The organism is Armatimonadota bacterium (genome assembly GCA_013359125.1).
Classification (GTDB): domain Bacteria; phylum Armatimonadota; class Fimbriimonadia; order Fimbriimonadales; family GBS-DC; genus JABWCR01.
Map to the genome: position 1 here is coordinate 53,922 of JABWCR010000004.1, position 22,524 is coordinate 76,445.

The following is a 22,524-nucleotide window of genomic DNA, read 5'->3' on the forward strand; positions in this document are numbered from 1 at the left end:
GAGGCCATAATAGGGCGTCTATGAGTCTGCTCACTGTGCGCGGCCTGGAGATCGCTTTTGGCGTCGATGTTCTATTCAGCGATGTGTCGTTTACGGTCGGTCGGCGGCAGAAAATCGGCCTGGTCGGTCGCAATGGGTGCGGCAAGACGACTCTGTTGCGGATTGTTTGCGGCTTGACGGAGCCGGATCGAGGGCGCGTCGAGATTCACGGTCGCACCGAACTGGGCTATCTGCGGCAAGAGCCCAACATGGGCAAGGATAGAACGGTTCGAGAAGAAGCGGAGAACGCTTTTCAGCACATTCTGGATTTGGAGCAGAGGATGGCAAAGGCCGCCGAGCGGATGGCGAGCTCGGACGAGGCGGTTGAAGAGTATGGCGCTTTGAGGGAGCGGTTTGACGCGATGGGCGGATACGATGCGCTGCGAGACATCCCGACGGCCTTGCGAATGCTGGGTTTTAGCCTCGAAGATCAGGGCAAGCGCGTTTCGATGTTGTCGGGCGGCGAAAAGACAAGGCTAGGCTTGGCAAAACTCTTGCTCAACGGGCCGGACCTGATGATTCTGGACGAACCGACGAACCACTTAGACTTGAAGGCGACCGAGTGGTTGGAGGGCTATCTGAAGGGGTTTGGCGGCGGGCTGATCGTTGTGTCGCACGACCGGTACTTCTTGGATCGTGTCTGTACGCACATTGCGGATTTGGAGCGTGGCCGGCTGACGCTCTTTGCGGGCAACTACTCCAACTTTGTCCAGCAAAAGGAGTTGAGAAAGCAGCAGGATTTGGAGCGATATGAACGAGAGCAAGCGGAGATTGCGCGTCTGGAGCTCTTTTTTGAACAGTGGAAGAACACGCCCTCCAAACGATCGCAGGCTGTGATGCGAAAGCGGTGGGCGGAGCGGATCAAGAAGACGGCGATCGAGAAGCCGCCCGGAGCGCAGAAGAGCATGGCTGGCGCGGTGAAAAGCATTGCGCGATCGGCGACAGAGGTCGTTCGGACTGACGACCTTGGAATGGCGTTTGGAAACCGCGCGCTGTTTAGCGGGCTGAGCTTTCGACTGGAGCGGGGAGAGAAGCTGGGCGTGATCGGCCCGAACGGAGCGGGAAAGACGACGCTGATCAAGATTCTGCTTGGTGAGATCGAGCCGACCTCGGGGCGCGTCAAGATAGGCGGCGGCGTATCGATCGGCTACTATGCGCAAGAGGCTTCCGGCTTGGATTTCGAGGCGACCGTGCTGGAAAACATGTTGGATGCGGCGCCCATGCGGGCGGAGGAGGCCAGAAATCACTTAGGGCGCTTTCTGTTTTCTGGCGAGGATGCGTTCAAACCTGTCTCAGCGCTGTCCGGCGGAGAGAAGAACAAACTGGCGCTGGCGCAATTGACCTATGCAAGCCCAAATCTCCTGATCCTGGACGAACCGACGAACCACTTGGACGCCGAATCGCGGGAGGCGCTGAAGGAGATGCTAATTGTCTACCCAGGCACCGTGATCCTTATCTCGCACGATCGTTATCTGTTGGATCAGGTTACACAGGCGACCCTGGCGATCGAGGATGGAAACGCCGAACTCTATCCCGCACCCTATTCTGAATACAAGGCCCGAGCCAGGCCGGTGGAGAGGCCGCAAGTCGCGAGGGCTACAGATGGATTGAACTTTAAGCAGTTGGCAAAGGAGCGATCGCGAGCGTTGACTGCAGTCGAGAAGGCCGAGAAGCGCGTGGCGGAGATCGAAGATCGCTTGAGGGCGTGCGAGCGGGCATTGGCCAATCCTCAACCGGGGGACAGCCTCTATGAACTGACGCTAAGGCACGGAAAGATCACCGATGAGCTTCAGGCGGCGATTGGCGACTGGGAAACGGCTGTGAAGCATGCCGAAGACATAGGGGCCAATTAACCGCCTTCCTTTTCTCGCAGGATGATGAGCTGTCTCGTGATCGTGTCGAGCTTATCGTAGAAGGCTTTGATCTCAGCGTATTGGGCGGCCGGCGCTTGGTACCGTTTGTAGGCGGAAGAGCGCGCGATCGTAACCGTGCGGCCTTCGGTCGTCACTTCGTAGCGATAATCGATGAAGTCGTTGTTGACCTGGTGGCTTTTCGGCATGTCGAGGACTTCGAATCCTTCCGGCAGTTCGATGGTAATGACTGTGAGGGAGGGGTTGCTCTTTCTGAATACGATCGGAAACTTTCGAGTTTCTTTGGTAAAAGGGTTGGTCGATGCCCTAGAAATGGATTGGTCCATGCCGGGATAGATGAGCATGACATCGGCCACTTTCAGCGCCCACTCTGGCGCATCGATGGCGAACAGTTCTTCGAACGGTTTGCCTAAAGCCTTGGGGTCTGAGAACGAGTGCTCGGCGACGGTCGCGCCTGCGGCGATGCGATTGGCTTGGGCTCGAAGCCCTTCTTCCATCGACCTGGGCGTGGCCATCGAATAGGCCGCTCGTTTCATGGCGGACGTTGAGCCAAAGTCGACGGTGCGTTGTCGGAGATGGGCCGTGCCGTCCTTCTCCAATTTGATGGAGAGGTGGTTCTCTGCGACGTATTGGCTCGGTCGTTCGGTCGCAACCTTTGCCCATTCGTTCTTCGCGCCGATCCGAACGACGGTCGCGCCATAAACGTCGATCGGGAGTTCTTCTAGGCCGGCGAAGCGCAGAAACGGATTGATCGCGTAGCTTTTGCCGCTGATGACAGCCTCGGTCCACACCGATGCGAACCAGTCTGGCGAGGGCGGGCGTTCTGTCAGGGGTCTTTCTGGCTCGCCGAACGGCTCCATGATAAACAGATTGGCCTCGATTCCGGCCTCTTTTAGCATGGCTCGCAACAGTACAGCCGCATCGAGTTCGCTCGCATAGCCCAATTGAAGGAGTTTGTCCGCGGGCATCGGTTCAAAGTCGATCTGGGTTGGCAGCGCGCTGGCAGCGTGCAGGCTTTCTGCGATCCAGTCTCGTAGAGCGAGAGCGATCTGTTCCGGTGTATTGTGCGCGGCTTTGGCCGCGGCGATAGCCTGCTTGGCTCTTTCGGGCAACGGATAGTCGCGATTGAGCTTCTTGCCGAACCAGTCGAAGAGTTCTTGCCACTCCATCTTGCGGGTTACCACGACGTAAGGGTAGAGTTGTTCTTCGCTGGGCATGAACGGCTCGGCCTCGATGTGTTCCATGTAGCTGACGTCCCATCGATAGAGCAGTCGGTTGCCAGGCAAGGTCGTCGGGCTTGGAACCGTCGCGCCGTTGTAGGGCTTGATGAGCAACGGGTAGTCCTTGGGAACCACGACTTCCATAACGTCTTGGAGGCATGGGAGCATGTTCTTCATAGTGAGGCGCGTGTGGTAGTAGCCGGGCATGATGGGCTTGAGCGTGGTCAGTTCGTACTCGAAATCTCGAAAGTAGCCGGCTCTGACTTCTGGCAACGAACAGTCGATGGTTCTTGATTGCGGGTAGGCTGGATAATCCGACTCATGGCTTCGGTCGAAGACCCTGTTGGGGGCTACGTTGTAGCTTCTGCCATCGGGGGTTAGCATCCGAGCGCTGATGAGGCGGACTTTCTCTTTGCCAGGCGTGTAGCTCATGCTGAGTTCGCCCAGGCCCTCCTCCGACGATTCGCGCATGAGTTTCTCGATGTTTCGATGAATGATGCTGACGGTTCCATCGGTCTTGATCTCGATTCGGGCATAGGCCAGAAGGAGAAATGTGGAGAGTTCGGGATAGTCCTTGGACTGAGGGGCCTTTTTCAAGAGCGCTTTAGTCTGATCGTCCAGCGGCTTTTGATTGAGGTCCTTAACGATGGACGGATCGGCGACTTGGGCATAGCCGACGGACAGCGCGAGGCATATGGAGAGGATCGATTTCATTCGACTTTTTTCCTTAGGACAAAGACCTCTCGGGCGAGTTTGCTTTGTTTGAGATACGCTTTGCGAACATCTTCATACTTGTCGACCGGCAGCGTCTCGTCCTTACCGATTACAAGGCTCGTTGAGGTTAAGACGTTGCCGCTCAGTTTGAAATCGCTCTCGATGCGAGAGCCAGGAAAATCCTTTGACTTGAGATCCGGCGATGCCAGAAGTTCGAAACCTTCAGGGAACTCGATGCGGATAGAAGTCTTGGTCTTGGGCGCCTCGGTAAAGAAGATCGGGTATTTGCGGCTTGGGTCGGTGAAGGCGGCGCTGCCGCCCGCGCCTGCAAAGCCGCCCAAACTTCGGGGAACCAGCATGACGTTGCCCGGCGTCAGAGCGAACTCTTGAAGCTCCATGTCGGCGGTCATGGTCATGGGTCGATCCCAGTCGTCAGTGTCGGTCCAGGTCAGGTTTGTGATCTTTCCAGACTTGGCGAACGACTTGGGCATGCTCTCTTTGATCTCTTCGAGCTCCTTTGGGCTCAGGTCGGCAAAGGTCGCTCGCAACTGAGCAGCCATGTCTTGGCGACCTGTGAGAGCGAGTTTGACCGTTGCAGAACCATCGGGCTTGACGATCACGGATGCGTCGACCTCCATCATTGGGGGCAGCGCGCCAAAGTCAGGGAGTTTTTCGAACTGTCCCTTCTCGATAACGAGCGCTTTGCAGCCTGCCAAAGAGCTAGGAACATCTTCGGCGCCAAAGTACCCGCCGGTCGCATCGAGCCAATAGACTCGGTCGCCGACTTGCGCTCTGGCGATACAGTGGTCGAAGCTATAGGGGCCTTCCCAGTAAAGGTCGGGCGGTTCGTTGCGCGAGTCAAATCGAATCAGCGCCCAAGTGGCCTCGACTTGTGCCGCACGGAGCATTCCGACCAAGAGGGTGGACATGTCCTTACAATCGCCGTACTTGCTGGTGCAGATCTGTTCGGCCGAGTGCGGCTGATAGCCGGATTCGCCCAATTCGACGGCTACATAGCGTATGTTCTGCTGAACCCAGCGGTATACGGCCTTGACGCGATCTTCGAGGCTGGAGTGTCGGCTCACGATGCCTTGTACGACGGTTTTCGCAATCGCCGGCAAGGCTTCGCGCCCTTTGGCGAGCGATTGAAACCACTTGTCAACCTCTGCCCAACTCGTTTCCGATGCGATTTCGACATAAGGGAAGATTTGTTTGGGCGGCGGCATGTTCGGCTCGCCCTTCAGCTCTTCCAGTTGCGAGTACTCGATGGTGTACCGATTGCGACCGTCGGACAGGGTCTCTATCTTGATCGGAGGCGCGCCGTTGAGCGATCGATGCCTGAGCTTCCAACGGGGCGCGGCTGTGATGACGGTTGACGACTGAACCGTGGGAGTCGAGGAAAGAAGGAACTCGGAGTGATGGAAGAAGCCCGGCATTCTGGGCCTGCTATCGGTTTCGTATTCCAGCTCTAACACCGATCCGACTCGAACATCCGGGAAGACGAACGATTTGGCTCGGGTGTCTTCGTACATGGCTGCGCCCGAGTAGACCGGTTCGTCCGAGATGCTGGCAGGAAGAACGTTCTGTACTCGGCCGTCCGACTGAATAGTTCTGGCGGTTAGGATGGTCATTTGGTCGTAATGGCCGCTGTAGTTTAGGCTGACTTCGGCGGCGGACCGTCCGGCATCGGTCAGCACCTTGCGGACCGTACGGATTCTTGTTATAGTCGTTGCGTCGGGTCCAAGAAATGTGGTTTCGCGCCTCAAGATCGTCAGGAGCGAGGAGTTTGGGAAGCGATCTGCCGACGGGGCAGACTGGATTGCTTGACGAAGCTCGTCGCTGAGCCCGTCTTGGGTTGGGAATAGGGCGATCAGAAGCAATAATTGGGGTATCAGCATTTGGCTCTATTTTCTCCTTTGGGTTCGGCGCATCCTGCCTGACTCGTGTATATTATGGATATGAAGGCGTTCGCGGCTTCGTTCGGCTTGTCCGTCGGCTTGCTCATTTGTGCCTACGTTGCTTCGAACGACAAAATTCCCGCGCCGTTGCTTGCATTGGAAAAACGGTTTGAGTCCCAGATATGGCCGATCCTGAACTCGAACGGATGCGTCGCCTGCCACACATCGGGTAAAGGAGGCCCTCTCGAACTGCCCAAGGCGCCGAGGGATGCCTTTTATCATCTGGTAGACGAGGGCTACTTTGACGCCGCGCAGCCAATGAGCCTGGCTGTCCGATTGACCGAGCAAGAGAACGATCGGGTTATGCCGCCGCCGCCGTTAGAGCGTTGCGAGCAGGGCGCGATCGATCGAATAGTCGCATTCTCTGCCGAAGTGATGGAGGCGATCAGCAGTTCGGGAATTGATCTCAAAAGGGAACCGCCATTGTCTGCGCGGATTCCCTATGTCGGCGCCAAGCCCGATCCAGGCGAGACGCCCGCGCTCACTTACTATCAACTAAAGCAGAAGATCTTGGCGCTTTTTGGCGACGATTGGGTTCGAGACGGGAAGGACCGTTGGGCAGAGAGCGCAGCGCTCTTCGGGGGCGCCGATTTTCACAAGAGTTTTTCTGAATCGAACCGCATTACCGCACAATATCTGACCGGCGTCGATCGGCTGGCGAAGGATGTGGTTTCTCGGGCCTATCTCAATGCTGCCGGGCCGTTTCAAGGCCTATCGTTGGAACTCGCGGATCCGCGCAAGTTGAAATCGGTCGATGCGCAGTACAAAGCGGCAATCCGGCATCTGTACCGGCGTCTCTTGTTCCGCGATCCGTCCGTTGCAGAGGAGACGTCGTCGTTCAAGTTGGTTCAGTCGGTCTATGCGAACGAAAGTCGTTTGATGGCGGAGGAGTCGGAGATTGCGTTCGAGGTCGTCGCAACCGATCGAGACGGCATGAAAGCATCGGCGACCGTTTCTATGACCCTACTCAATTCGGAGCTGGCCGTGTATCAGGAAGAGATCGATCAATCGGAGGGCAAGGGCGTCGTCGTCAAGAAGCTTCAGGGAACGTTTTTGCTTAAGAAAGGCGATGTAAGACAGTCCGTGAGAATCGACAATGCCGAGACGGAAGGCGTGGTCAGCGTTTTTGGAATCGAGACGGCGCCTGTTGGAGGGGGGGCGAAGCGGATCAAGGCCAACGATCGGTCGGTCAGGGCGGAAGGCGCCTGGAAGCGAGACGGCGACGGCTATCACGACAACGACGAAAGCAAGGGCGCGAACTCGATTGTGTTTCCGCTCGCAGTGGATCAGGACGGGGAGTATGAGATCGCGCTCGTTTACAAGGTGTTTGGCGATCGGTACATGTCGAAGCGAACAGTGGTCGAGGTGGCCAACCATAGCAGGCGCCAGATTCAGGAAAAACGTTTGGAAGAGACAGGCGTTGGGGCTTGGCTGGTCGATCAATCGGACGATGCAAGGCCGCATTGGCAACCGAACGCGAAGTTTCGGTTTACCGATGCCGGGCATGGCGTTACGATCAGCAATGCGAACACGCGGAAGGAGGTTTCGGCAGACGCCGTGCGATTCGTGCCTGACAGAGGCGAACCGATCCTCGTTCGCAGCACAGAAGCCAAGGGGCATGAGGATTGGGCCGAGTTCAAGCACAAGTCGTTCGAGGCTTACAACACAGTCGGTCCGAAGCTATTGAGCGACGAGAACAAGCGAAAGGGCGAATTAACACTGCGCTACTCTCCGGTGGGTCGTTCTGGATGGAGCCAAGACGCGCTCTATCGAGTACAAGTCGTCTATCCCGGCAAGCAATTTAGCGAGACGCGGGTTCCGGTTACCATTTCGGCAGCGTTTTCAACGCCGATCCTCCGCATAGCGCGTCCCTTGCGGGTTCAAGTTGGCCAGAAAGCAGTCATCCAAGCGGAAGCGCGAAATGTGCAGGCTTCGCCCATTGCGCTCGCTTGGAAACAGATTGGCGGTCCAAAGGTTGCCTTGAAGGCGTCGGCCAGTAGCACGATCGAATTTGTAGCGCCCAAATTGTCGCCCAAACAGGCTGCGTGGGAGGCGCTTGCTCAAGCCCTGATGCGGCATCCGGATTTTCTGCTTTCTCGTCCGCCCAGCTTAGACGCGGTGAAGGATTCAGCGACGATCAAGCGATTGCGACTGGTATGGATCGCTCAAGACTTGGCAGGCAGGCCGCCAACGGACCAAGAGGTCGCCCGGTTGGATCGAGGGGAAAGCTTTGCTCAGTTGATAGACGCCTACTTGGCTTCGGACGAGTTCGATCGGTTCTTTATACGGCGCGTCAGGCTTTACTTGGAATCGAGGGGCAGCGACGAAGACGAGGAGCCGGTTCGTTTGTGGCGCTATGTGCTGAATAATGGACGGGCTGTCGCAGAGTTGCTGACTGCAGACTATACGGTGGGGACAAATGGAGAAAAGAGGGAGCGGCCCGCTCAGCACGGCAAGACCGGGTTGCTGACGATGAAGGGGTTTATGAACGGCAAGCCAGGGCTGCCGCACTTTAATTATGCGGCGATCGTAGCCGAGAAGTTTCTAGATTACTCGTTCGAGGTGCCTCCCGAGATTGTGGAAGCAAGGCAAACGGCGACGGCAGCCGGTACGACCGATCCGAAATCGTCCTGCTACTCTTGCCACAAGGTGTTGACGCCGCTGGCCTACCAGCGATTGCGATGGAAAGACGACGGCACATACGCAGAGCAGGCAGATGGCAAAGCGATCGACGATACGGATAGAGGAGCCGTTGCGTCGTATCCATTTAAGGGGCGGGGAATGGAAGCATTTGCCGCGCAGGCGGTCGAGTCGGAGCGCTTTGCGCGCGCTATGATCAACGTCCACTTTCTTTTTATGAACGGACGGCTCATGCGCTGGCAGACGGATGAGAGGGAGACCTATCTGCGCCTGCGAGCGACTTACGAGCGGCATGGCGGCAAGATCAAGCCCATCCTAAAAGCGATCTTGCTAGAGCGGGTCGCTCGATAGGCTATCGATCTCTTCTCGTTTGTTGGCGATGATCTCGGAGAGTTCGGAGAGAGCCGATTTGAGCGAGGCCAAGTGCCCGGGATGGAGGGAATCGACTTCCAAAAGGTCCAAGTATCGGGCGAAGCTCTGAATGTGTACCGCCGGGCCGGTGATGGCTGGTCGAACTGCGGCCTTGCCTATAGGCTCGGCAAGGAGCTCTTGTGCGAGTTCGGGCGACTGGGTCATGCTGCGCACAAGGCTTTCGGCTTGTGCAGAGGTGAGCCCCTCCTTGCGAATCTTGTTTGCCAGTCCGCGCTGCAATTCAGGCGTTTCGTTCAGGTCTCTCAAACTTCTTGCATGCGACTCGGTCAAGGCTCCCGACGCAGGCCTGCCTTGCGAACTGATCACCTGTTCTGAGATTTCCTCTGGAAGTTCCAAGATGCTGAGCGCATTCCGCACGCTGCGTTCGCTGAGCCCGAGCATGTTGGCAATATCCGTCGTAGCCAGGCCTTGGCTGGTTTTTAGGGCGGCCAATCCTCGTGCTTTCTCGAGCGGCGACAGATCTTCTCTTTGAAGATTCTCTATCAGTTGTTCAGCGGCGATCTCGGCAGGATCGATCTCTTTGACAATGCAGGGGATCTGTGTCAGCCCGGCCGATTGGGCCGCGCGCCAGCGGCGTTCGCCGGTTACTATCTGGAACATGTCGACGCTGTGCAGAGGGCGGACGGTTATCGGATTCAGCAGGCCGTGGCGGCGAATGCTGTCTGCCAGCCCCAAAAGGAGTTGTTCGTCGTATTCTTGTCTCGGCTGATCGGGATCTTCGATGATTTTGTCAACGGGTATGGTCTGGACTTCCATGTGCGGGTTTTCTCCTACAGACTAGTTTACCCGGGGCTTTGTTTGGGGTAGAATCGACCGAACGATGACTGATCAACTTGGGATAGGGATCATTGGCGCCGGCGGAGTATCGGGCGCCCATGCTAAAGCCTACCAATACTTGGGACAGAAAACGCGGCTTGTGGCGGTGGCCGATACGGACGCCGATACCGCGAGAGCATTCAAGGAACGGTACCAGTTTGATCAGTGGACGACGGACTATCAAGAGCTGATCTCTCGCGAGGACGTTCACGCTGTGAGCATCTGCACGCCTCACCATCTGCACTGCAAGCATAGCGTGGACGCGCTGAACGCAGGCAAACACGTCTTGGTCGAAAAGCCGATGGCGATCAGTCTTGAAGAAGCCGACGCGATGATCGCAGCCAGCGAGCGCAACAACAAGAAACTCGCTGTTGTTTATCAGCTTAGAATGGAGCACGATGCTCGACGAGCCAAAGCGCTGATCGACAGCGGCTCGCTCGGCAAAATGTTCTATTGCGAGGCGGCTTGCCTTTGGTGGAGAAAGCCCTCGTACTACAGCGTATCGTGGCGCGGGTCTTGGAACACGGAGGGCGGAGGCGCCGTGATCAATCAAGCCTCGCATCACCTGGACCTGATGCAGTGGCTGCTTGGAATGCCCAAATCTGTGGAGGCGTGCGCGGCCGTTGTCGCCCACGACATCGAAGTTGAAGATTGGTGCCGGGCGACGCTCCAATGGGAGAACTTCCGCGGATCCTTTATCGCAACGACCGCAGCCGAACTGGAGAGCGACCAGAATCGGCTGATGGCGCTTGGGAACCATGCCAGCCTGCAGCTGTTTCCGTTCCGACCCCATTCCCGTAGCGACGAGCAACTTGGTCAGATTATCGACGTGCTGAAGAAGGTAGAGGACGCTGGGTTAAGCGGCCATGTGGCCCAAATCGCCGATTTTGTAAACGCCATTTCGAGGGACCTGAAACCCGCTGTGGATGGCTATGAAGGGCGGAAGTCATTGGAGTTGGCGACCGCCATTTACGAGTCGGCTTTTGCAGGCAGCATTGTAGAGCTGCCTGTTGCATCGACCTCTTCATGTTACACCAGTCTTGGAAAGCGGGAGGCCGCGCTCGCTGCGTTTGGCCGACGCTGACCTCGCTCAGTTAGGCGCCCCTTGCGCGCCTTATGGATGCACATGCGAGAGGTTAGAAATATGGGCACTGTACGCGTTGTTGTCGCAGAGGATGAGCAATTGACGCGCGAACTGCTCGTTGAACAGCTCAAGCAACTCAACCACATAGTCGTAGGAGAAGCCACTACCGGCGCTGAGGCCGTTCAGGTTACGGTCGAGAAGGAGCCGGACCTGGTCATTCTGGACATCCAGATGCCCGAAATGACGGGAATCGAAGCCGCCAAATCGATCATGGAGTCAAGACCGACCGCTTTGCTCTTCTTGACAGGCCATGCCGAGGAGGAGCTTGTCGAACAGGCGGTCGAACTCGGAGCCTTTGGCTATCTCTTGAAGCCTTTTCGGAAGCAGGAGCTCGGGCCGGCCATCGAGGTCGCCATCAAACGGTTTGGCGAGTTCCGTTCGAAAGACCGCGAAGTTTCCGACCTGAAAGAGGCGCTGGAAACCCGAAAGTTGATCGAGCGCGCAAAGGGAATCTTGATGGAACGGCAGAACATCAGCGAGGCAGAGGCGTTTAGGCGCATTCACTTTATGGCGCGCAATCAAAACAAAACGATGAAGGAAGTCGCCCAGAGCGTGATCATGGCGGCCGACATCTTGTAGCGTGCGCCTGCTACTAGCCTCGAACTCTCCTCGCCGGAAGGAACTTCTGGCCCGAGCGGGCTATCAGTTCGAGGTCGCGCCTCAGGACGTGGACGAGAAGCCCTTTCTGTCGCTCGCGCCTGCCCAAGAAGCGGCCATCCGCTGCGCCGAGGCAAAGGCTCGGTCTGCGTTTGAGGCCTGCGGCGGGGTCGTGCTTGCGGCCGATACGGTGGTCGAGATAGAAGGCGACTATCTGGACAAGCCGGTCGATGCGCCGGATGCCGCACGAATGCTGCGGCTATTAAGCGGCAGAGAGCATCGCGTAACGACCGGGGTTTGCGTTTGGTCTCAGAAGGGCAGCGACAGCCTTGCCGCGACGACAAGAGTGTGGTTTCGGTCGCTCGACGCAGAACTAATCGAGCGATACGTGGCGTCGGGCGAGCCTATGGACAAAGCAGGGGCGTACGGCATTCAAGATTTCGGCGCGCTGCTAGTCGAGAGAATCGATGGGTGCTACTTTAACGTAGTCGGCCTGCCCATTTCCAAAGCGTACGACCTCCTCGGCTCGCACGGCGCTCATCCTTCGTTGGTTCCTGTTCCTTAGGGTATTGTGTTGCCTCTATGAGTCTTTCGTCGCCCAAACTCACAATCTCAATCGTCAGTTGGAACGCGCCGGAGCATCTGGCGAAGTGTTTGGAGACGATTCGGCTCCAGCAGACGAGTTTCGAGGTCGAGACGATCGTTGTGGACAATGCGTCGAGCGAAGGGAACGCGGAGAGGGTGCGGCGCGACTTTCCCTGGGCTCGGCTCATTGTCAACGCAGAGAACCTTGGTTTTGGAGCTGGGCACAACAAGGCGATCGAGGCGGCGAACGGCGAATTCGTGTTTGTCTTGAACCCCGACACCGTGCTGCACGACGGCGCATTGGAGACTTTGGTGCAATTTGCCGAGGAGCATCCGGAGGCTGCGATCATCGGGCCCAAGCATCTTTCGCCTTTGGGCGATCTGCAATATTCGTGTCGCACTTTTCCTAATCCCGTTGCGGCGATGTTCAGAAACACGCCTTTGGGACGCTTCTTTCCCAACAATCGGTACACGCGAGACTATCTGATGACGGATTGGGACCACTCGTCTCCTCGCGAAGTGGATTGGGTGAGCGGGGCGGCGATGCTGATTCGTTCGGACTGGCTGAAGGCGCATGGAGGGTTTGACGAACGTTTCTTTATGTATTGCGAGGATGTGGACATTTGCAAACGAGCATGGGAGAGCGGCTGGAAGGTTCTGTACTGCCCCTTGGCCAGCTTGACCCATGTGATCGGCGCCAGCACGGACCGCGCGGTCAACAAGATGCTGATCGCGTTCCATGCAAGCATGTACAAGTATTATAAGAAGCACTTGGTCAACGAGACGCCCTTTTGGCTGAGAGCGCTCGCGCCGCTCGGATTGTCTTTGAGGGCGACGATCTTTATCCTTGCGAACTGGAGAGACGCCCTATTGAGAAAGGTTGCACCGAGGCTAGCTCAACCTAAGAGCCCGCCAAAAGATGCGAACTTGGTTGCGGAATCGACCAAGAGTCGCGACGGCGAGAAGGCTCCAGACCAACAGGCGTAGCGATGCGCCGCAAAGGTTTAGGAGACGGCAGAGCGCGGCGGCGGCCGGACCGTAACGCTGCCCGATAAACAGCGTTTTGCCTCGGTTGTAATGCGCGATCATGGCGCCGCGGTCGCCCTCGCCGCTTCCGCCCAGCGCGTGGACGAAGACGGCGTCGTGAACATAGTAGAGCGGCCCGACTTCTTTCCATAGACGGTCGCACAGATCGGTGTCTTCGCAGTATAGGAAGTAGCTTTCGTCCATTCGTAAGAAGTGGCCGTTTTTGTCTCGGCGCATCAGCAGAGCGGCTCCCATCAGTTGTTCGGTCTGAAAGGTCGAATCGAGTTCCGTTCCCTTGCGCCAGTATCCGCCAAAGTTGCCGATCTTCTCTAACAGGAACTGCTCGCAAAAGATGGCCCATAGGGTTAGCGCTCGGGCGCACGATGGCTGCACCCGACCGTCCGGGAAGAGCAGTTTGGGACCGCAACCGGCGGCCTCTGGATGCGCGTCCATGAAGGCGAGAAGTTTACCGATTGCTCCGGGCTTTGCCGTGCAATCTGGATTGAGCAGAAGCGCGTAGGGCGCGACGGCGCGCTCTAGAGCCTGGTTGACCGCCTTGGACAAACCGAGATTTGCCTGGTTTTGAAAGAAGAGGACTTCAGGAAACTGTGTCCGAACGATCTCTGCGCTCTTGTCTTGCGAGGCGTTGTCGACCACAATGAGTTGGGCTTCAACGTCGACAGAGCGCAGGCAGTCGGCGACGTGCCTTTCGCTGTTGTACAGGATTACGATTATGGAGAGGCGCGGCGAGTTAGGAACGGTGTCGCTCAGCCTCCTCGATCATCTTCTGGACTGCTCGGAGCTTGGCGTTCAGCATCAGCAGGTATGCCCACACTCCAGCCCAGATTATCAGTGGAACCGCGATCATTGCGACTTGCCAGTTCATTTGCTTTTGCCTCCAGAATGCCGACGTCGACTCGGCGACGATAGAGAATCATGACCGTTACAAAGTAAAGCGCAAAGGCCAAGTAGAGGGTCGTTTTGTATTCGATCGAGAGGGCGCTTCGATCCATCAGCGTGTTGGACGGATGCAGGCTGTCAGACATAATGCGGGGCAGCACGAAGATGAGAAAGGGCACGGAGATGGCGGCGAAAAGACCATAGCCTGCCGAGTAGGCCGCTCGCTGGCGATCGTCCTCGATGCTGCTCCGCAGAGCAAAGTAGCCGATATAGATCAACATTTGGATGAGGATCGTGGTTTGGCGCGGATCCCAGCTCCAGTAGGCGCCCCATTGCTGCTTGGCAAAGATCATGCCGGTAGCCGTAGCGAGTATGCAGAAGAGCAGCCCGACTTCGTTTGCGGCACAAGATCGGATGTCGTGCGTCCATTCTTTGGTGGTCAAATACCGAAACGCGAAGTATCCGCCCATAAGAAACGCGACAACGCAAAGGATGGCGGCAGGAACGTGATAGACGATAATCCTTGCGCTTTCTGGCTGGGTAAAGAACTGAGCAGGCGGCACCCAAAGCAACGCGAGAAAGACCAGCGCTACAAATCCAATGCCGATGACTGCGTCTCCAAGTCGTATCATGCTACTTCTCGCTCCATATTCTATCCAATAGCAACGAGGCGGCGCCGCACTGAGCAAGCGAGTAGCCGATCAGTCCCTGAATCGCCGTCCAAGAATTGTCGCCCAAGAGCGCCGCTTTGGTCGCAGCAATGGCCATGATCGTCCAAGGCAGAAGAATAGGAAACGCAGCGACTGCAAGCAACATACCCTTGGCAGAGGAGCGCGCAACGAGCGCGCCGCAAAAGGTTAAAGCGCTGACCAGGCTGGCGCCCCCGACAAGGAAGACCGCAACGAGAGCCATAGGCGAGGCAACGACTGGGACCAACAGAAGATAGTAGACGGGCAACGAGACAGACGCGATCACCGCAAAGAGCAGGGCATGGTAAAACCATTTGCCCCAGAACGCGCCCGCCCCAGAGACTATTGAGCGCAAGAAATCGGCGGTACCGGTCTCTTCTTCTTGAATAAAACCTCTGCCCAGGGCTGCAAACGATCCGAAAAGCAGGGCTACCCAGATGAGCCCCGCATGGTGTCCTGCAGCAAGCGGTTGACCGTAGGTGGCGAATGCGATCGCGACCACTGTCAGCAGCGCCATCATGATAGAGGAAGTAAGGCCGTGCCGAAAGCGAAGTTCGGCTACGACCTCTTTCCTAAACACGGCTTTCGCTTCTTTCGCCCAGGCAGAGGAGCCGGTTTCCAAAAGTCTTCTCCCGTTCGTCGTTGGTCGCAATGACCGTTATGCCCTTTCGATCGTCCAGTAAGTCGGCGAGGATCGCCTTGCCCTTTTCGTCCAAGTTCGAACCAGGTTCGTCCAGCAGCAGGATCGGCGGATCGCCCAATGCAGCCATAGCCAGGCGCAGTCGCTGGCGAAGGCCGGTAGAGAGTTCGCGGGCTAGTTGGCGCTCTCTGGCGTTGAGGCCAAATCGATCGAAGTGTCCTCTCGCAAGTTGGACGCCGCGAACGTCGGCTATGAAGCGGAGATGTTCTTCGACCGTGAGGGTAGCGTACAGCGACTGTTCGACGGCCGACCATCCAATGAGCGAGCGTCGCGATTGGGCTTTGTCGCCATTTAGCAGGAAACTAGTTCGGCCTTCGCTGGGTTCGACAACGCCTGCCAGTATCTTGAGCAGCGTACTTTTGCCGGAACCGTTTTCACCGACGATCACTAGCGATTCGCCGCTGTGGATCTGCAGTTCAAGACCTCTAAAGAGCCATCTTGGGCCGTATCGTTTGCCCAAGTCGGCGCACTCGACCAAGACGTTGCGGTCCATCATTGAGCGGTTACGATCAAGACGCAGCCTTCGGGTCTCATGTCCCAACGGACGAGCGCCGTCCCGTTTTCTTGTCGGATATTGAACTGTGCAGGATTGCCCGTAGCATCAAACATCTCGATTTTGGCGCCCTTGCCGAGGGCGATGCGGGCCGCGCCCGGTACGCCCAGGGGGCCGCGTAGATAGTAGCCGCTACGGCTGGCCGTCTCTTGCACAAGGGTCGCTTTTCCGGTTGAATGCAACAGCGCCGGCTTGGAAAGGGAGTTGGAGACGTGAAGCAGGAGCTTAGGCGTCTTGATAGGGATGGTTGGATCTTTCATCACGGCGAGGTTTGGATCGAGCGCGTCGACAAATAGTCCTTTTAAGGCGGTTGGGGCGGTTGTGGCATAGATGGCATGCCACTCTCCGCGCTTGGCGATGTAGCGAGGGCGTTCGATGTAGCGAAGATTGGCGCGCTGGCAAGCGAACTTGACGATCGACCTCAAGGCGTCGTCCGACTTGGGATACCGACCGAAGGCATCCGGCGCAATGCCGACAAAGACGATGGCGCCTTGGCCGGCCGGGGCGACAAACCCCAGCACGCCTTCGTCCGATTCGAACAGTCGCTCGTAGTTGGGCGCATCGGCGAAGGTCATGGGTTCGTCGTTCCGTAATTTCAGGCCTTGCAAGTCGGGTTTAAGGGCGCGGACAGCACGTTCGGGGAAGGGCGGCTGCTCAGAAAGCGAGACTTCCCACTGTTGCGCGATTTCGAAGCCGATTTGCGCTCGGTCGGCCTTAGGCAGGTTGAAGCGGTAGGTGAAGGATCGGTTGCCATCGGCGAATCGGCCATCGCGGTTGGTCTTGCTGCCTTGGTCGGCATATAGGAAGATTTCTTCGATCTGGCTGCCGGTAAAGAAGGCGGCTCCCACTCGACCGTCCAGTTCGAGTCGGACTTGGCGGATATGGGGGCCGAAGCCGTCCGATGGATAGGGGTCGTTCAATCTTAAGTAGACGCTCTTGCCTTGACGAGCCTGCTCCGCAAGGTCGAACCACACCCAACGACGAGCATTGTCTTGGGTTGGCGCCGGGCCGTGCCTGCCTAACTCGATCCATGTGGACTCGGCAATTGGATCAATATACGTTTGTCGAAGTTTGGCCTCGATGCCAAGCATTGCGAAGAGCGCTTCGGAAGGCGTTTGGCGACCTTGCTGCCGCCACCACGATTCAGGCATGTCGTTGTACGGGTCCGTCCCACCGAGCAGCACCAGCACGTTGCCGCGCTTGACCCAGTCGGCCAACGCTCGGACGTGCGGTTCGTCGGGCTTCATGTAGTCAAAGCTTATCAGGCCCACCCTTGCGCGCGCGGCATAGTTAGGCTCGGTCATGCGCTCCATTGATAGCATCTGTACGGGGATACCGCGCTCGATCAGGGGAAATGTTTTGGCAAGGAAGCCTTCAAAGCGACTGATAGACGGTTCTCCGCGCTGATAGGCCATGGTGTCGGAGAAGAACGCGGCGACCCCGTTCGTGCCGGCATCGAGAGTTGCATTCGAACGGGCCGCCGACTCCAATGCCCGAATCCCGCTGAGAACCGTCGTAGCATAGTCGGTTGGGACGCGGCCAAAGATTCGCTCGGGCCAGGGGAGAACTTCGAATTGTTGGGCTTCAGTAAAGAATAGTGACGCTACCAGCGTGGTCGCATAGAGGCGTCGGCAATCTTCGATCGCTAAGGTTGGAGCGTCGGAGAGCGGGTCCATCAGAAACCAAAGGTTCTTGCCCGTGCCTCGCGTCAGGCCTGCGAGCGATGCGTATTCGGCGTACGATAGCAAGAACGGTTCTTCGGGGTATCGGCCCAGATCGATTTCGGTGCGCACGGTGTCGCTCCAGACCTGACCGATCGCGTCTTGCACGAGAGGATTGAGCAGGGTTTGATGATGAGCAAAGGCAATCCGCCAAAAAGGATAGTTGATGGGGCTGTGAACGGCAATCATGCGGCGCGCATTTGAGAATGGCTTCAAGATCGAATGGGTCATATCCGCCATCAGTTTCGCTTTGAACCGATCCGTCTGCCAACGGGCGGAAGGAGATGAATGGGGAAGCGGCGGGTCGGCGCCGAACTGGTCGCGCCAGAGCGACTTGAAGGCCTCTTCGTAACCGGCGTCGGCCCAATACTCGGGCTCTTCGGGCGCGATCGCGGTGGAGCCTGCTTGGATCGCCTTTCGATAGTAATCTAACTGCGTTTGAAGGCGGTCTTCGGTCGGCGCCAAGTAGAAGCTATTGGCAATGCTGATAGCGGAGCCGTCTGCGCGTCTCTGTACGTTTTGCGGATTGGCCTCGGCATACGGTTGGTAGTCTCGAAATCCGCCCATGGTTTGAACGCGATAGCCTCGGTCGGCCCATCCCTTTATCCGGTTGGCATCGCTTGAATAGACGAGCACGGCGTCTGTGAAGAGGTCTAACTTCGGCTCGTAAGGCGCCCCCGTTTGGAATGTGGAACGGGGAGATGCCGGCGGTTTTACGCGCACCTGGCTGCCCGGCCCGCCGACTAGCCTTTCGATCGCATCGCCATAGCCGCTGTTGTCCAGATCGACGTCTTCTGCGCTAAACGATGCCGAGTAGAAGACCATCCTTTGTCCCCGCCCGGCAGAAAGATTAAGGCTGACCGTTTGCGTCGGCGGCGATGTTGGAAGCGAGAATTCGATTGCGCGCGTGTCGGCTTTGCCCGTAAGCGCTCGCGATAGAATCAGTTTGCCGCCAGATGAAATCCTTGCCGTTCCAGCGCCTGCAGACGTGAGACTGATCCGACATTTCATACCGCTGAGAGCGCGGAAGTTGACGGTCATTTGTGCGTTGGCAGGGACTATTCGCTCCCCATTTTGAAATCGCGTGCGCGCGTTGAGCGACATTGCGCCAGCTTCGCTACCGGCCTTGACGCTGGATGAAATCTTGGCCATCTGGGCGGGCGAATAGTGGAATAAAAGGAAGAGAAGCAGGGCAAGAACGGAACGCATCCCCCTGATGATACCTAAGGCTGTGCGAACCCTACTACGTCGTCAAGCGTATAATAAGGCAGAACCCGCATGAAACGAACCTTGATTCTATTGGCGATTGTCTTGCAGGCCGCGCTTGCGTGTCAAGATCCGCCTCCGGTCGATCCTAAGATGAAGGAGGCGATCGAGTTCGGCACGTCCGCCGCCGCCGAGATCGAGAAGCAGTTCAAGATTGTGAGCGATCCGGCGATGAACGAGCGGGTGAGCAGGATCGGCCAAGCGCTGGCGGAGATTGCGCGCAAGACTCCCGTAGAGGCGCACTGGGGCGAGGAGCGCGGGTCTCAATTCGAATACAAGTTCAAAATACTGGACGAAAAGGACGTTAACGCCTTCTCGATTCCGGGCGGTTTCATCTACGTGCACAAGAGCCTGTTGGACTTTGTTCAGTCAGATCACGAGCTTGCGGGGGTACTAGCGCACGAGATCGCCCATGCGGCGCATTACCATGTGATGAAGCTGATCGCAGAAGACAACAAGGTTAACCGCCAAGTCATGCTGCCTGTGCTGATCGGCGCGCTGATCGGCAAACTTCCCACAGAGGATACGATCAATTTGTATCAGGGCGCGGCGTTGTATCGGGTGGCCAAGATCAACAGTTTTGGTCAAGAAGCCGAGATCGACGCGGACATGACGGCGATCGAATACCTGCGTCGTTCCGATTACAATCCGGTCGGGCTACTGACCTTCTTGGAGCGTTTACAGGCTGAGGAGCGCAAGCGGCCCCAGTTAGATTGGGGTGTTTTTAGGACGCATCCGCCGACCCGAGATCGCGTCAAGAGCGTGCTCGGGCACTTAGCAAAACACAATTTGCCAGTCAAGCGACGAGAGGTCAGCCCGGGATTGAGGATCATCGCCAAAGAGCTCGCGCCCGACCGATTTGAGGTGCGGCTCGAGACCATCAGCATCTTTACGACGGCAGAGAAGGATAAGGCCGAGAAGATAGCCCTTCGGCTCAACGCCGCGCTCGACGACGGTCTGGAGCTTTATGAGATTCAGATGGGGACGGATGGCCGCTCCGTGTTTATGCGCGGCGAACCATTGATCGAGGTATCCGAGGCGGATGCGAAAGCGGCGGGCGACGCGGCCGAGAATCTGGCGCGCGCCGCCCGCGAGGCGATCCGAAGGCTTCTGTGGGCCGATGCCGTTCGTCGATCTTAGCTCTTAGGGACAGCCTTGGCCAAAACCGGCCAACACCGTCGCTAGGTCCGTATCGTCTACCACTCCGTTCTGGTTGATGTCGCCGAGCAGCCGGTCGCCAGTCATGCCGAACTGATCCAGCAAGATCGACAAGTCTGTGTCATCGATACAGCCGTCGTTGGTGATGTCGCCTGGCATGGGAGGTCCTACCCGGACGTTATCGATGTACCAGATGTCGTTCGTTTCATTGACGTTTACGCCAAAGCGAAGTCTAAACTCGTTATGCCGACCGGCGGTCGGGAAGGTGAAACGGTAGCGCCTGACAGAATCGCCCGTCGTCCATGGCTCAATGGTCGCTATGTTGACCCAACGCAAGTTGTTCGCCCAATAGTCGACAATGAGGGCGTCTCCCGGCTCGCAACCTTGAGACTGCGCCAAGAAACTGGCTTCGGTGTTAGAGGGCGCGCCGCCCATGAGGATGAAGTGCGTCCTGAGGTCGTCGTTTCTCAAGGCATTGTTCGGTGTGAAGGAGTTGTCCAAGCGTACTCGCCATGGCTCTCGAAAATCGCTCGCGGTGGCGATAGTCGGGCCCTGGACATAGACCCACTTGTTAGCATCAAAGGAACTAGTGGGGAACGAGTCAAAGAAAGGAAGCGGGATCGGCGCGGGTTCGACAGTCAGACAGGTTCTCGAGTTTCGGAAGGTTGTAATGCTGTTGCGCGATCTCGTTCCAAACGTGGTGCAGTTGCCTGCGCAACCGCCCAGTCCGCTGCACATGATGTAGCAATCGGCGTCGCCGTTGCAGTGGCTGGCGCTCCAGTTGTGGCCCAATTCATGGGCGGTCAGACACGTTCGACTGGTCATGTTGGTCGTGTAGCGCGACTCGGAAACGCCATAACCGCTGCCTTGAGACGTGCTTGCACAGATCGTGCTTAGGTAAGCGATGCCGATAATGTTGCTATCGATATCCTTGCCTGTAAATAGGTGCGCGATGTCTCGCCTCACGAATGGAAGGTTCGTGTTCCAGTGGGATCGGAATTCTCCAAGCAGGGTGCTTGAGTTGGTGCTTGTATAAGGATCAGGTTCGCCGGTTCGAACGATAATGGTGGTAACTTCGTATGAGATGTCAACGGTGTTCTCATAGATGGTCTCCACATTATTCATAACCAGTTCGATATCGTTCACCGTGTTGGGAACGCTATTGCCGTTTCGCCCATAGAACTCGAAATCGGCGTCTATGGCAACATCGCAAATCATGTCGCCTGTCAACTGAATATTGGCCTCGAAATTTGCAAGTTGCTTGAGCCAGGCTCGATGGTCGGGCTGATCGATGTCGTCCGCGCCGCAGCGATAGTTTTCGGTCTTTCGCACGTCGCAACCTTGATAGACGACGTGCATCTTTGGGTCTGCGGTCGGGTCAAAGTCGATAAGGGGCTGAATCCAGTAGGTTGTATCGCTACCGATTCGGATTTGCGCGTTCAGCCGACCGTCGATCAAGTTGCCAGCGACGAGAGAATCTGGGTAGTCTCGCGCTGTACCTCTAAAGGTACGCGGCGCAGGCGCAGGATGGTCCACAAGTTTTCCGTCGGCGCCTTGGACGAGAAGTCGGAAGTCGTCCGAGCGCATTGTATAGGGACGTACGAGGAGCGCTCGATCCATGTCGGCAAATCGAACCACAAGGTCGATTTCGGCTTCCACGCGATCGGGCAATTCAAGCCGAACGAGCTCGCACTGGGCGAATTCGGGCAGTTTCGGTAATTGTTTCGGAGTTGCGCTTCCTGGTTGCGCCGCGGCGACAGCGATCGCCGCAAAGCAAAGGACGGAGATCAGAATCCGGTTGCTCATAGGGCCTCCTATTGCCTTGGTCTCGTTAGGAATTGTACACCAAGTTCTTGAGGAAGGCCCCCTCAAAACCCGAAAGATATGCCATAATCTAAGTAACCCTACACGCGGGAGGCGCACGATGCACAAAGCAATCAAGGTTGGAGTACTGACCGGAGCGTTGGTTCTGGTCGCTGGTTTATTCTTTTCGTCCGGCAGCGCCGAGTTGGCCAAGGGGCAGAAGATGCCCGCAGCCGCGCTCACGGACATCAACGGCAAAGAGGTCAAGATCGGCAAGACCGGTCGAGTAGCCTTGGTCGACTTTTGGGCGACTTGGTGCGGTCCTTGCAAGGCGGCTATCCCCCATCTTCAGGATCTGCACAACAAGTATGCCAAACAAGGCGTAGACATCATTGGCGTTGCGCTCGATTCGGGCGCTCCGAACGAGGTCAAACAGTTTGCTAAGGAGTGGAAGATGACCTATCCGGTCGTGCCCATGCCCAGCGAGCGCGTTGACAAAGAGATGATGTCGAAGTTCAAGGTCGAGGCTTTTCCGACCATGTATATTGTGGACAAGAAGGGCATTATCCGCTTTGCCCATACGGGCTTTAGCAAGGACGACGTTGCGAAGTTCAACAAGGTGATTGGAGATCTGCTTGCGGAATAACGTTCGAGGGCCGCTCTTGACAATAGCGGCCCTCCTTCGATATAAT

At 57.1% G+C, this 22,524-nt stretch carries 17 protein-coding genes; 8 read left to right on the plus strand and 9 right to left on the minus strand.

Translation table 11 applies throughout. The features are described 5' to 3' along the window. Nucleotides 1-20 precede the first annotated feature (20 nt). On the plus strand, nucleotides 21-1,892 hold the full coding sequence (locus HUU60_03300) for an ATP-binding cassette domain-containing protein (protein ID NUL81733.1): 1,872 nt from the start codon (nucleotides 21-23) through the stop codon (nucleotides 1,890-1,892). Here the strand turns inward: HUU60_03300 and HUU60_03305 are convergent. Both HUU60_03305 and HUU60_03310 read right to left on the minus strand, forming a co-directional pair. After that, complete coding sequence (locus tag HUU60_03305) at nucleotides 1,889-3,844, minus strand: DUF3857 domain-containing protein (GenBank protein NUL81734.1); 1,956 nt, start codon at nucleotides 3,842-3,844, stop codon at nucleotides 1,889-1,891. The two genes, HUU60_03300 and HUU60_03305, sit on opposite strands and share 4 nt — an antisense overlap. Further along, complete coding sequence (locus HUU60_03310) at nucleotides 3,841-5,742, minus strand: DUF3857 domain-containing protein (protein NUL81735.1); 1,902 nt, start codon at nucleotides 5,740-5,742, stop codon at nucleotides 3,841-3,843. Before HUU60_03310 ends, HUU60_03305 begins: the two co-directional genes overlap by 4 nt. A gap of 60 nt (nucleotides 5,743-5,802) precedes the next feature. Between HUU60_03310 and HUU60_03315 the strand changes: the two genes are divergently transcribed. Further along, on the plus strand, nucleotides 5,803-8,793 hold the full coding sequence (locus HUU60_03315; GenBank protein NUL81736.1) for a hypothetical protein: 2,991 nt from the start codon (nucleotides 5,803-5,805) through the stop codon (nucleotides 8,791-8,793). Here HUU60_03315 and HUU60_03320 read toward each other — a convergent pair. Further along, nucleotides 8,773-9,630, minus strand: coding sequence for a ParB/RepB/Spo0J family partition protein (locus HUU60_03320; GenBank protein ID NUL81737.1), 858 nt, complete (start codon nucleotides 9,628-9,630; stop codon nucleotides 8,773-8,775). The genes HUU60_03315 and HUU60_03320 overlap by 21 nt on opposite strands. A gap of 64 nt (nucleotides 9,631-9,694) precedes the next feature. Between HUU60_03320 and HUU60_03325 the strand changes: the two genes are divergently transcribed. The 4 genes from HUU60_03325 to HUU60_03340 are packed head-to-tail and all read left to right on the plus strand — an operon-like array spanning nucleotide 9,695 to nucleotide 13,003. Continuing rightward, complete coding sequence (locus HUU60_03325) at nucleotides 9,695-10,774, plus strand: Gfo/Idh/MocA family oxidoreductase (protein ID NUL81738.1); 1,080 nt, start codon at nucleotides 9,695-9,697, stop codon at nucleotides 10,772-10,774. Nucleotides 10,775-10,834: 60 nt separating this feature from the next. Then, nucleotides 10,835-11,413, plus strand: coding sequence for a response regulator (locus HUU60_03330; protein NUL81739.1), 579 nt, complete (start codon nucleotides 10,835-10,837; stop codon nucleotides 11,411-11,413). A 1-nt stretch (nucleotide 11,414) separates the two neighbouring features. Further along, complete coding sequence (maf, locus tag HUU60_03335) at nucleotides 11,415-11,996, plus strand: septum formation protein Maf (protein ID NUL81740.1); 582 nt, start codon at nucleotides 11,415-11,417, stop codon at nucleotides 11,994-11,996. Between the two features lie 17 nt (nucleotides 11,997-12,013). Further along, on the plus strand, nucleotides 12,014-13,003 hold the full coding sequence (locus HUU60_03340; protein NUL81741.1) for a glycosyltransferase family 2 protein: 990 nt from the start codon (nucleotides 12,014-12,016) through the stop codon (nucleotides 13,001-13,003). On the opposite strand, the gene HUU60_03345 is transcribed toward HUU60_03340, so the two are convergent. From HUU60_03345 to HUU60_03365, 5 genes are read right to left on the minus strand one after another with little or no spacing between them, the layout of a single operon-like run. After that, a complete protein-coding gene (locus HUU60_03345; protein NUL81742.1) occupies nucleotides 12,908-13,813 on the minus strand; it encodes a glycosyltransferase family 2 protein in 906 nt (301 codons plus the stop codon). The two genes, HUU60_03340 and HUU60_03345, sit on opposite strands and share 96 nt — an antisense overlap. Continuing rightward, nucleotides 13,810-14,574 (minus strand): cytochrome c biogenesis protein CcsA, encoded by a 765-nt coding sequence (gene ccsA, locus HUU60_03350; GenBank protein ID NUL81743.1) that lies wholly within the window; start codon nucleotides 14,572-14,574, stop codon nucleotides 13,810-13,812. The genes HUU60_03345 and ccsA overlap by 4 nt, the downstream gene beginning before the upstream one ends. A 1-nt stretch (nucleotide 14,575) precedes the next feature. Continuing rightward, nucleotides 14,576-15,253, minus strand: coding sequence for a heme exporter protein CcmB (locus tag HUU60_03355; GenBank protein NUL81744.1), 678 nt, complete (start codon nucleotides 15,251-15,253; stop codon nucleotides 14,576-14,578). Further along, nucleotides 15,204-15,827: an ABC transporter ATP-binding protein gene (locus HUU60_03360; protein ID NUL81745.1), complete on the minus strand. Its 624-nt coding sequence runs from the start codon at nucleotides 15,825-15,827 to the stop codon at nucleotides 15,204-15,206. The genes HUU60_03355 and HUU60_03360 overlap by 50 nt, the downstream gene beginning before the upstream one ends. Then, nucleotides 15,824-18,814, minus strand: a complete 2,991-nt coding sequence (locus HUU60_03365) for a hypothetical protein (GenBank protein ID NUL81746.1) — start codon at nucleotides 18,812-18,814, stop codon at nucleotides 15,824-15,826. The genes HUU60_03360 and HUU60_03365 overlap by 4 nt, the downstream gene beginning before the upstream one ends. A 69-nt stretch (nucleotides 18,815-18,883) precedes the next feature. Here HUU60_03365 and HUU60_03370 point away from each other — a divergent pair, with 69 nt between their 5' ends. Then, nucleotides 18,884-20,011 carry a M48 family metalloprotease gene (locus HUU60_03370; protein NUL81747.1) on the plus strand — a complete coding sequence of 376 codons (1,128 nt, stop codon included), beginning with the start codon at nucleotides 18,884-18,886 and terminating at the stop codon, nucleotides 20,009-20,011. Nucleotides 20,012-20,014: 3 nt separating this feature from the next. Here the strand turns inward: HUU60_03370 and HUU60_03375 are convergent, their stop codons facing one another. Then, nucleotides 20,015-21,835: a hypothetical protein gene (locus HUU60_03375; GenBank protein ID NUL81748.1), complete on the minus strand. Its 1,821-nt coding sequence runs from the start codon at nucleotides 21,833-21,835 to the stop codon at nucleotides 20,015-20,017. Nucleotides 21,836-21,953: 118 nt separating this feature from the next. On the opposite strand from HUU60_03375, the gene HUU60_03380 reads away from it, so the two are divergent. Beyond that, nucleotides 21,954-22,478, plus strand: a complete 525-nt coding sequence (locus HUU60_03380; protein ID NUL81749.1) for a TlpA family protein disulfide reductase — start codon at nucleotides 21,954-21,956, stop codon at nucleotides 22,476-22,478. Nucleotides 22,479-22,524 lie beyond the last annotated feature (46 nt).

Coding starts and splice junctions, on each gene's coding strand:
- HUU60_03365 (NUL81746.1), bottom strand. CDS start 18,814: ATGCGTTCCGTTCTTGCCCTGCTTCTCTTCCTTTTATTCCACTATTCG.
- HUU60_03310 (NUL81735.1), bottom strand. CDS start 5,742: ATGCTGATACCCCAATTATTGCTTCTGATCGCCCTATTCCCAACCCAA.
- HUU60_03320 (NUL81737.1), bottom strand. CDS start 9,630: ATGGAAGTCCAGACCATACCCGTTGACAAAATCATCGAAGATCCCGAT.
- HUU60_03360 (NUL81745.1), bottom strand. CDS start 15,827: ATGATGGACCGCAACGTCTTGGTCGAGTGCGCCGACTTGGGCAAACGA.
- HUU60_03375 (NUL81748.1), bottom strand. CDS start 21,835: ATGAGCAACCGGATTCTGATCTCCGTCCTTTGCTTTGCGGCGATCGCT.
- HUU60_03380 (NUL81749.1), top strand. CDS start 21,954: ATGCACAAAGCAATCAAGGTTGGAGTACTGACCGGAGCGTTGGTTCTG.
- HUU60_03315 (NUL81736.1), top strand. CDS start 5,803: ATGAAGGCGTTCGCGGCTTCGTTCGGCTTGTCCGTCGGCTTGCTCATT.
- ccsA (NUL81743.1), bottom strand. CDS start 14,574: ATGATACGACTTGGAGACGCAGTCATCGGCATTGGATTTGTAGCGCTG.
- HUU60_03340 (NUL81741.1), top strand. CDS start 12,014: ATGAGTCTTTCGTCGCCCAAACTCACAATCTCAATCGTCAGTTGGAAC.
- HUU60_03300 (NUL81733.1), top strand. CDS start 21: ATGAGTCTGCTCACTGTGCGCGGCCTGGAGATCGCTTTTGGCGTCGAT.
- HUU60_03370 (NUL81747.1), top strand. CDS start 18,884: ATGAAACGAACCTTGATTCTATTGGCGATTGTCTTGCAGGCCGCGCTT.
- HUU60_03330 (NUL81739.1), top strand. CDS start 10,835: ATGGGCACTGTACGCGTTGTTGTCGCAGAGGATGAGCAATTGACGCGC.
- HUU60_03325 (NUL81738.1), top strand. CDS start 9,695: ATGACTGATCAACTTGGGATAGGGATCATTGGCGCCGGCGGAGTATCG.
- HUU60_03305 (NUL81734.1), bottom strand. CDS start 3,844: ATGAAATCGATCCTCTCCATATGCCTCGCGCTGTCCGTCGGCTATGCC.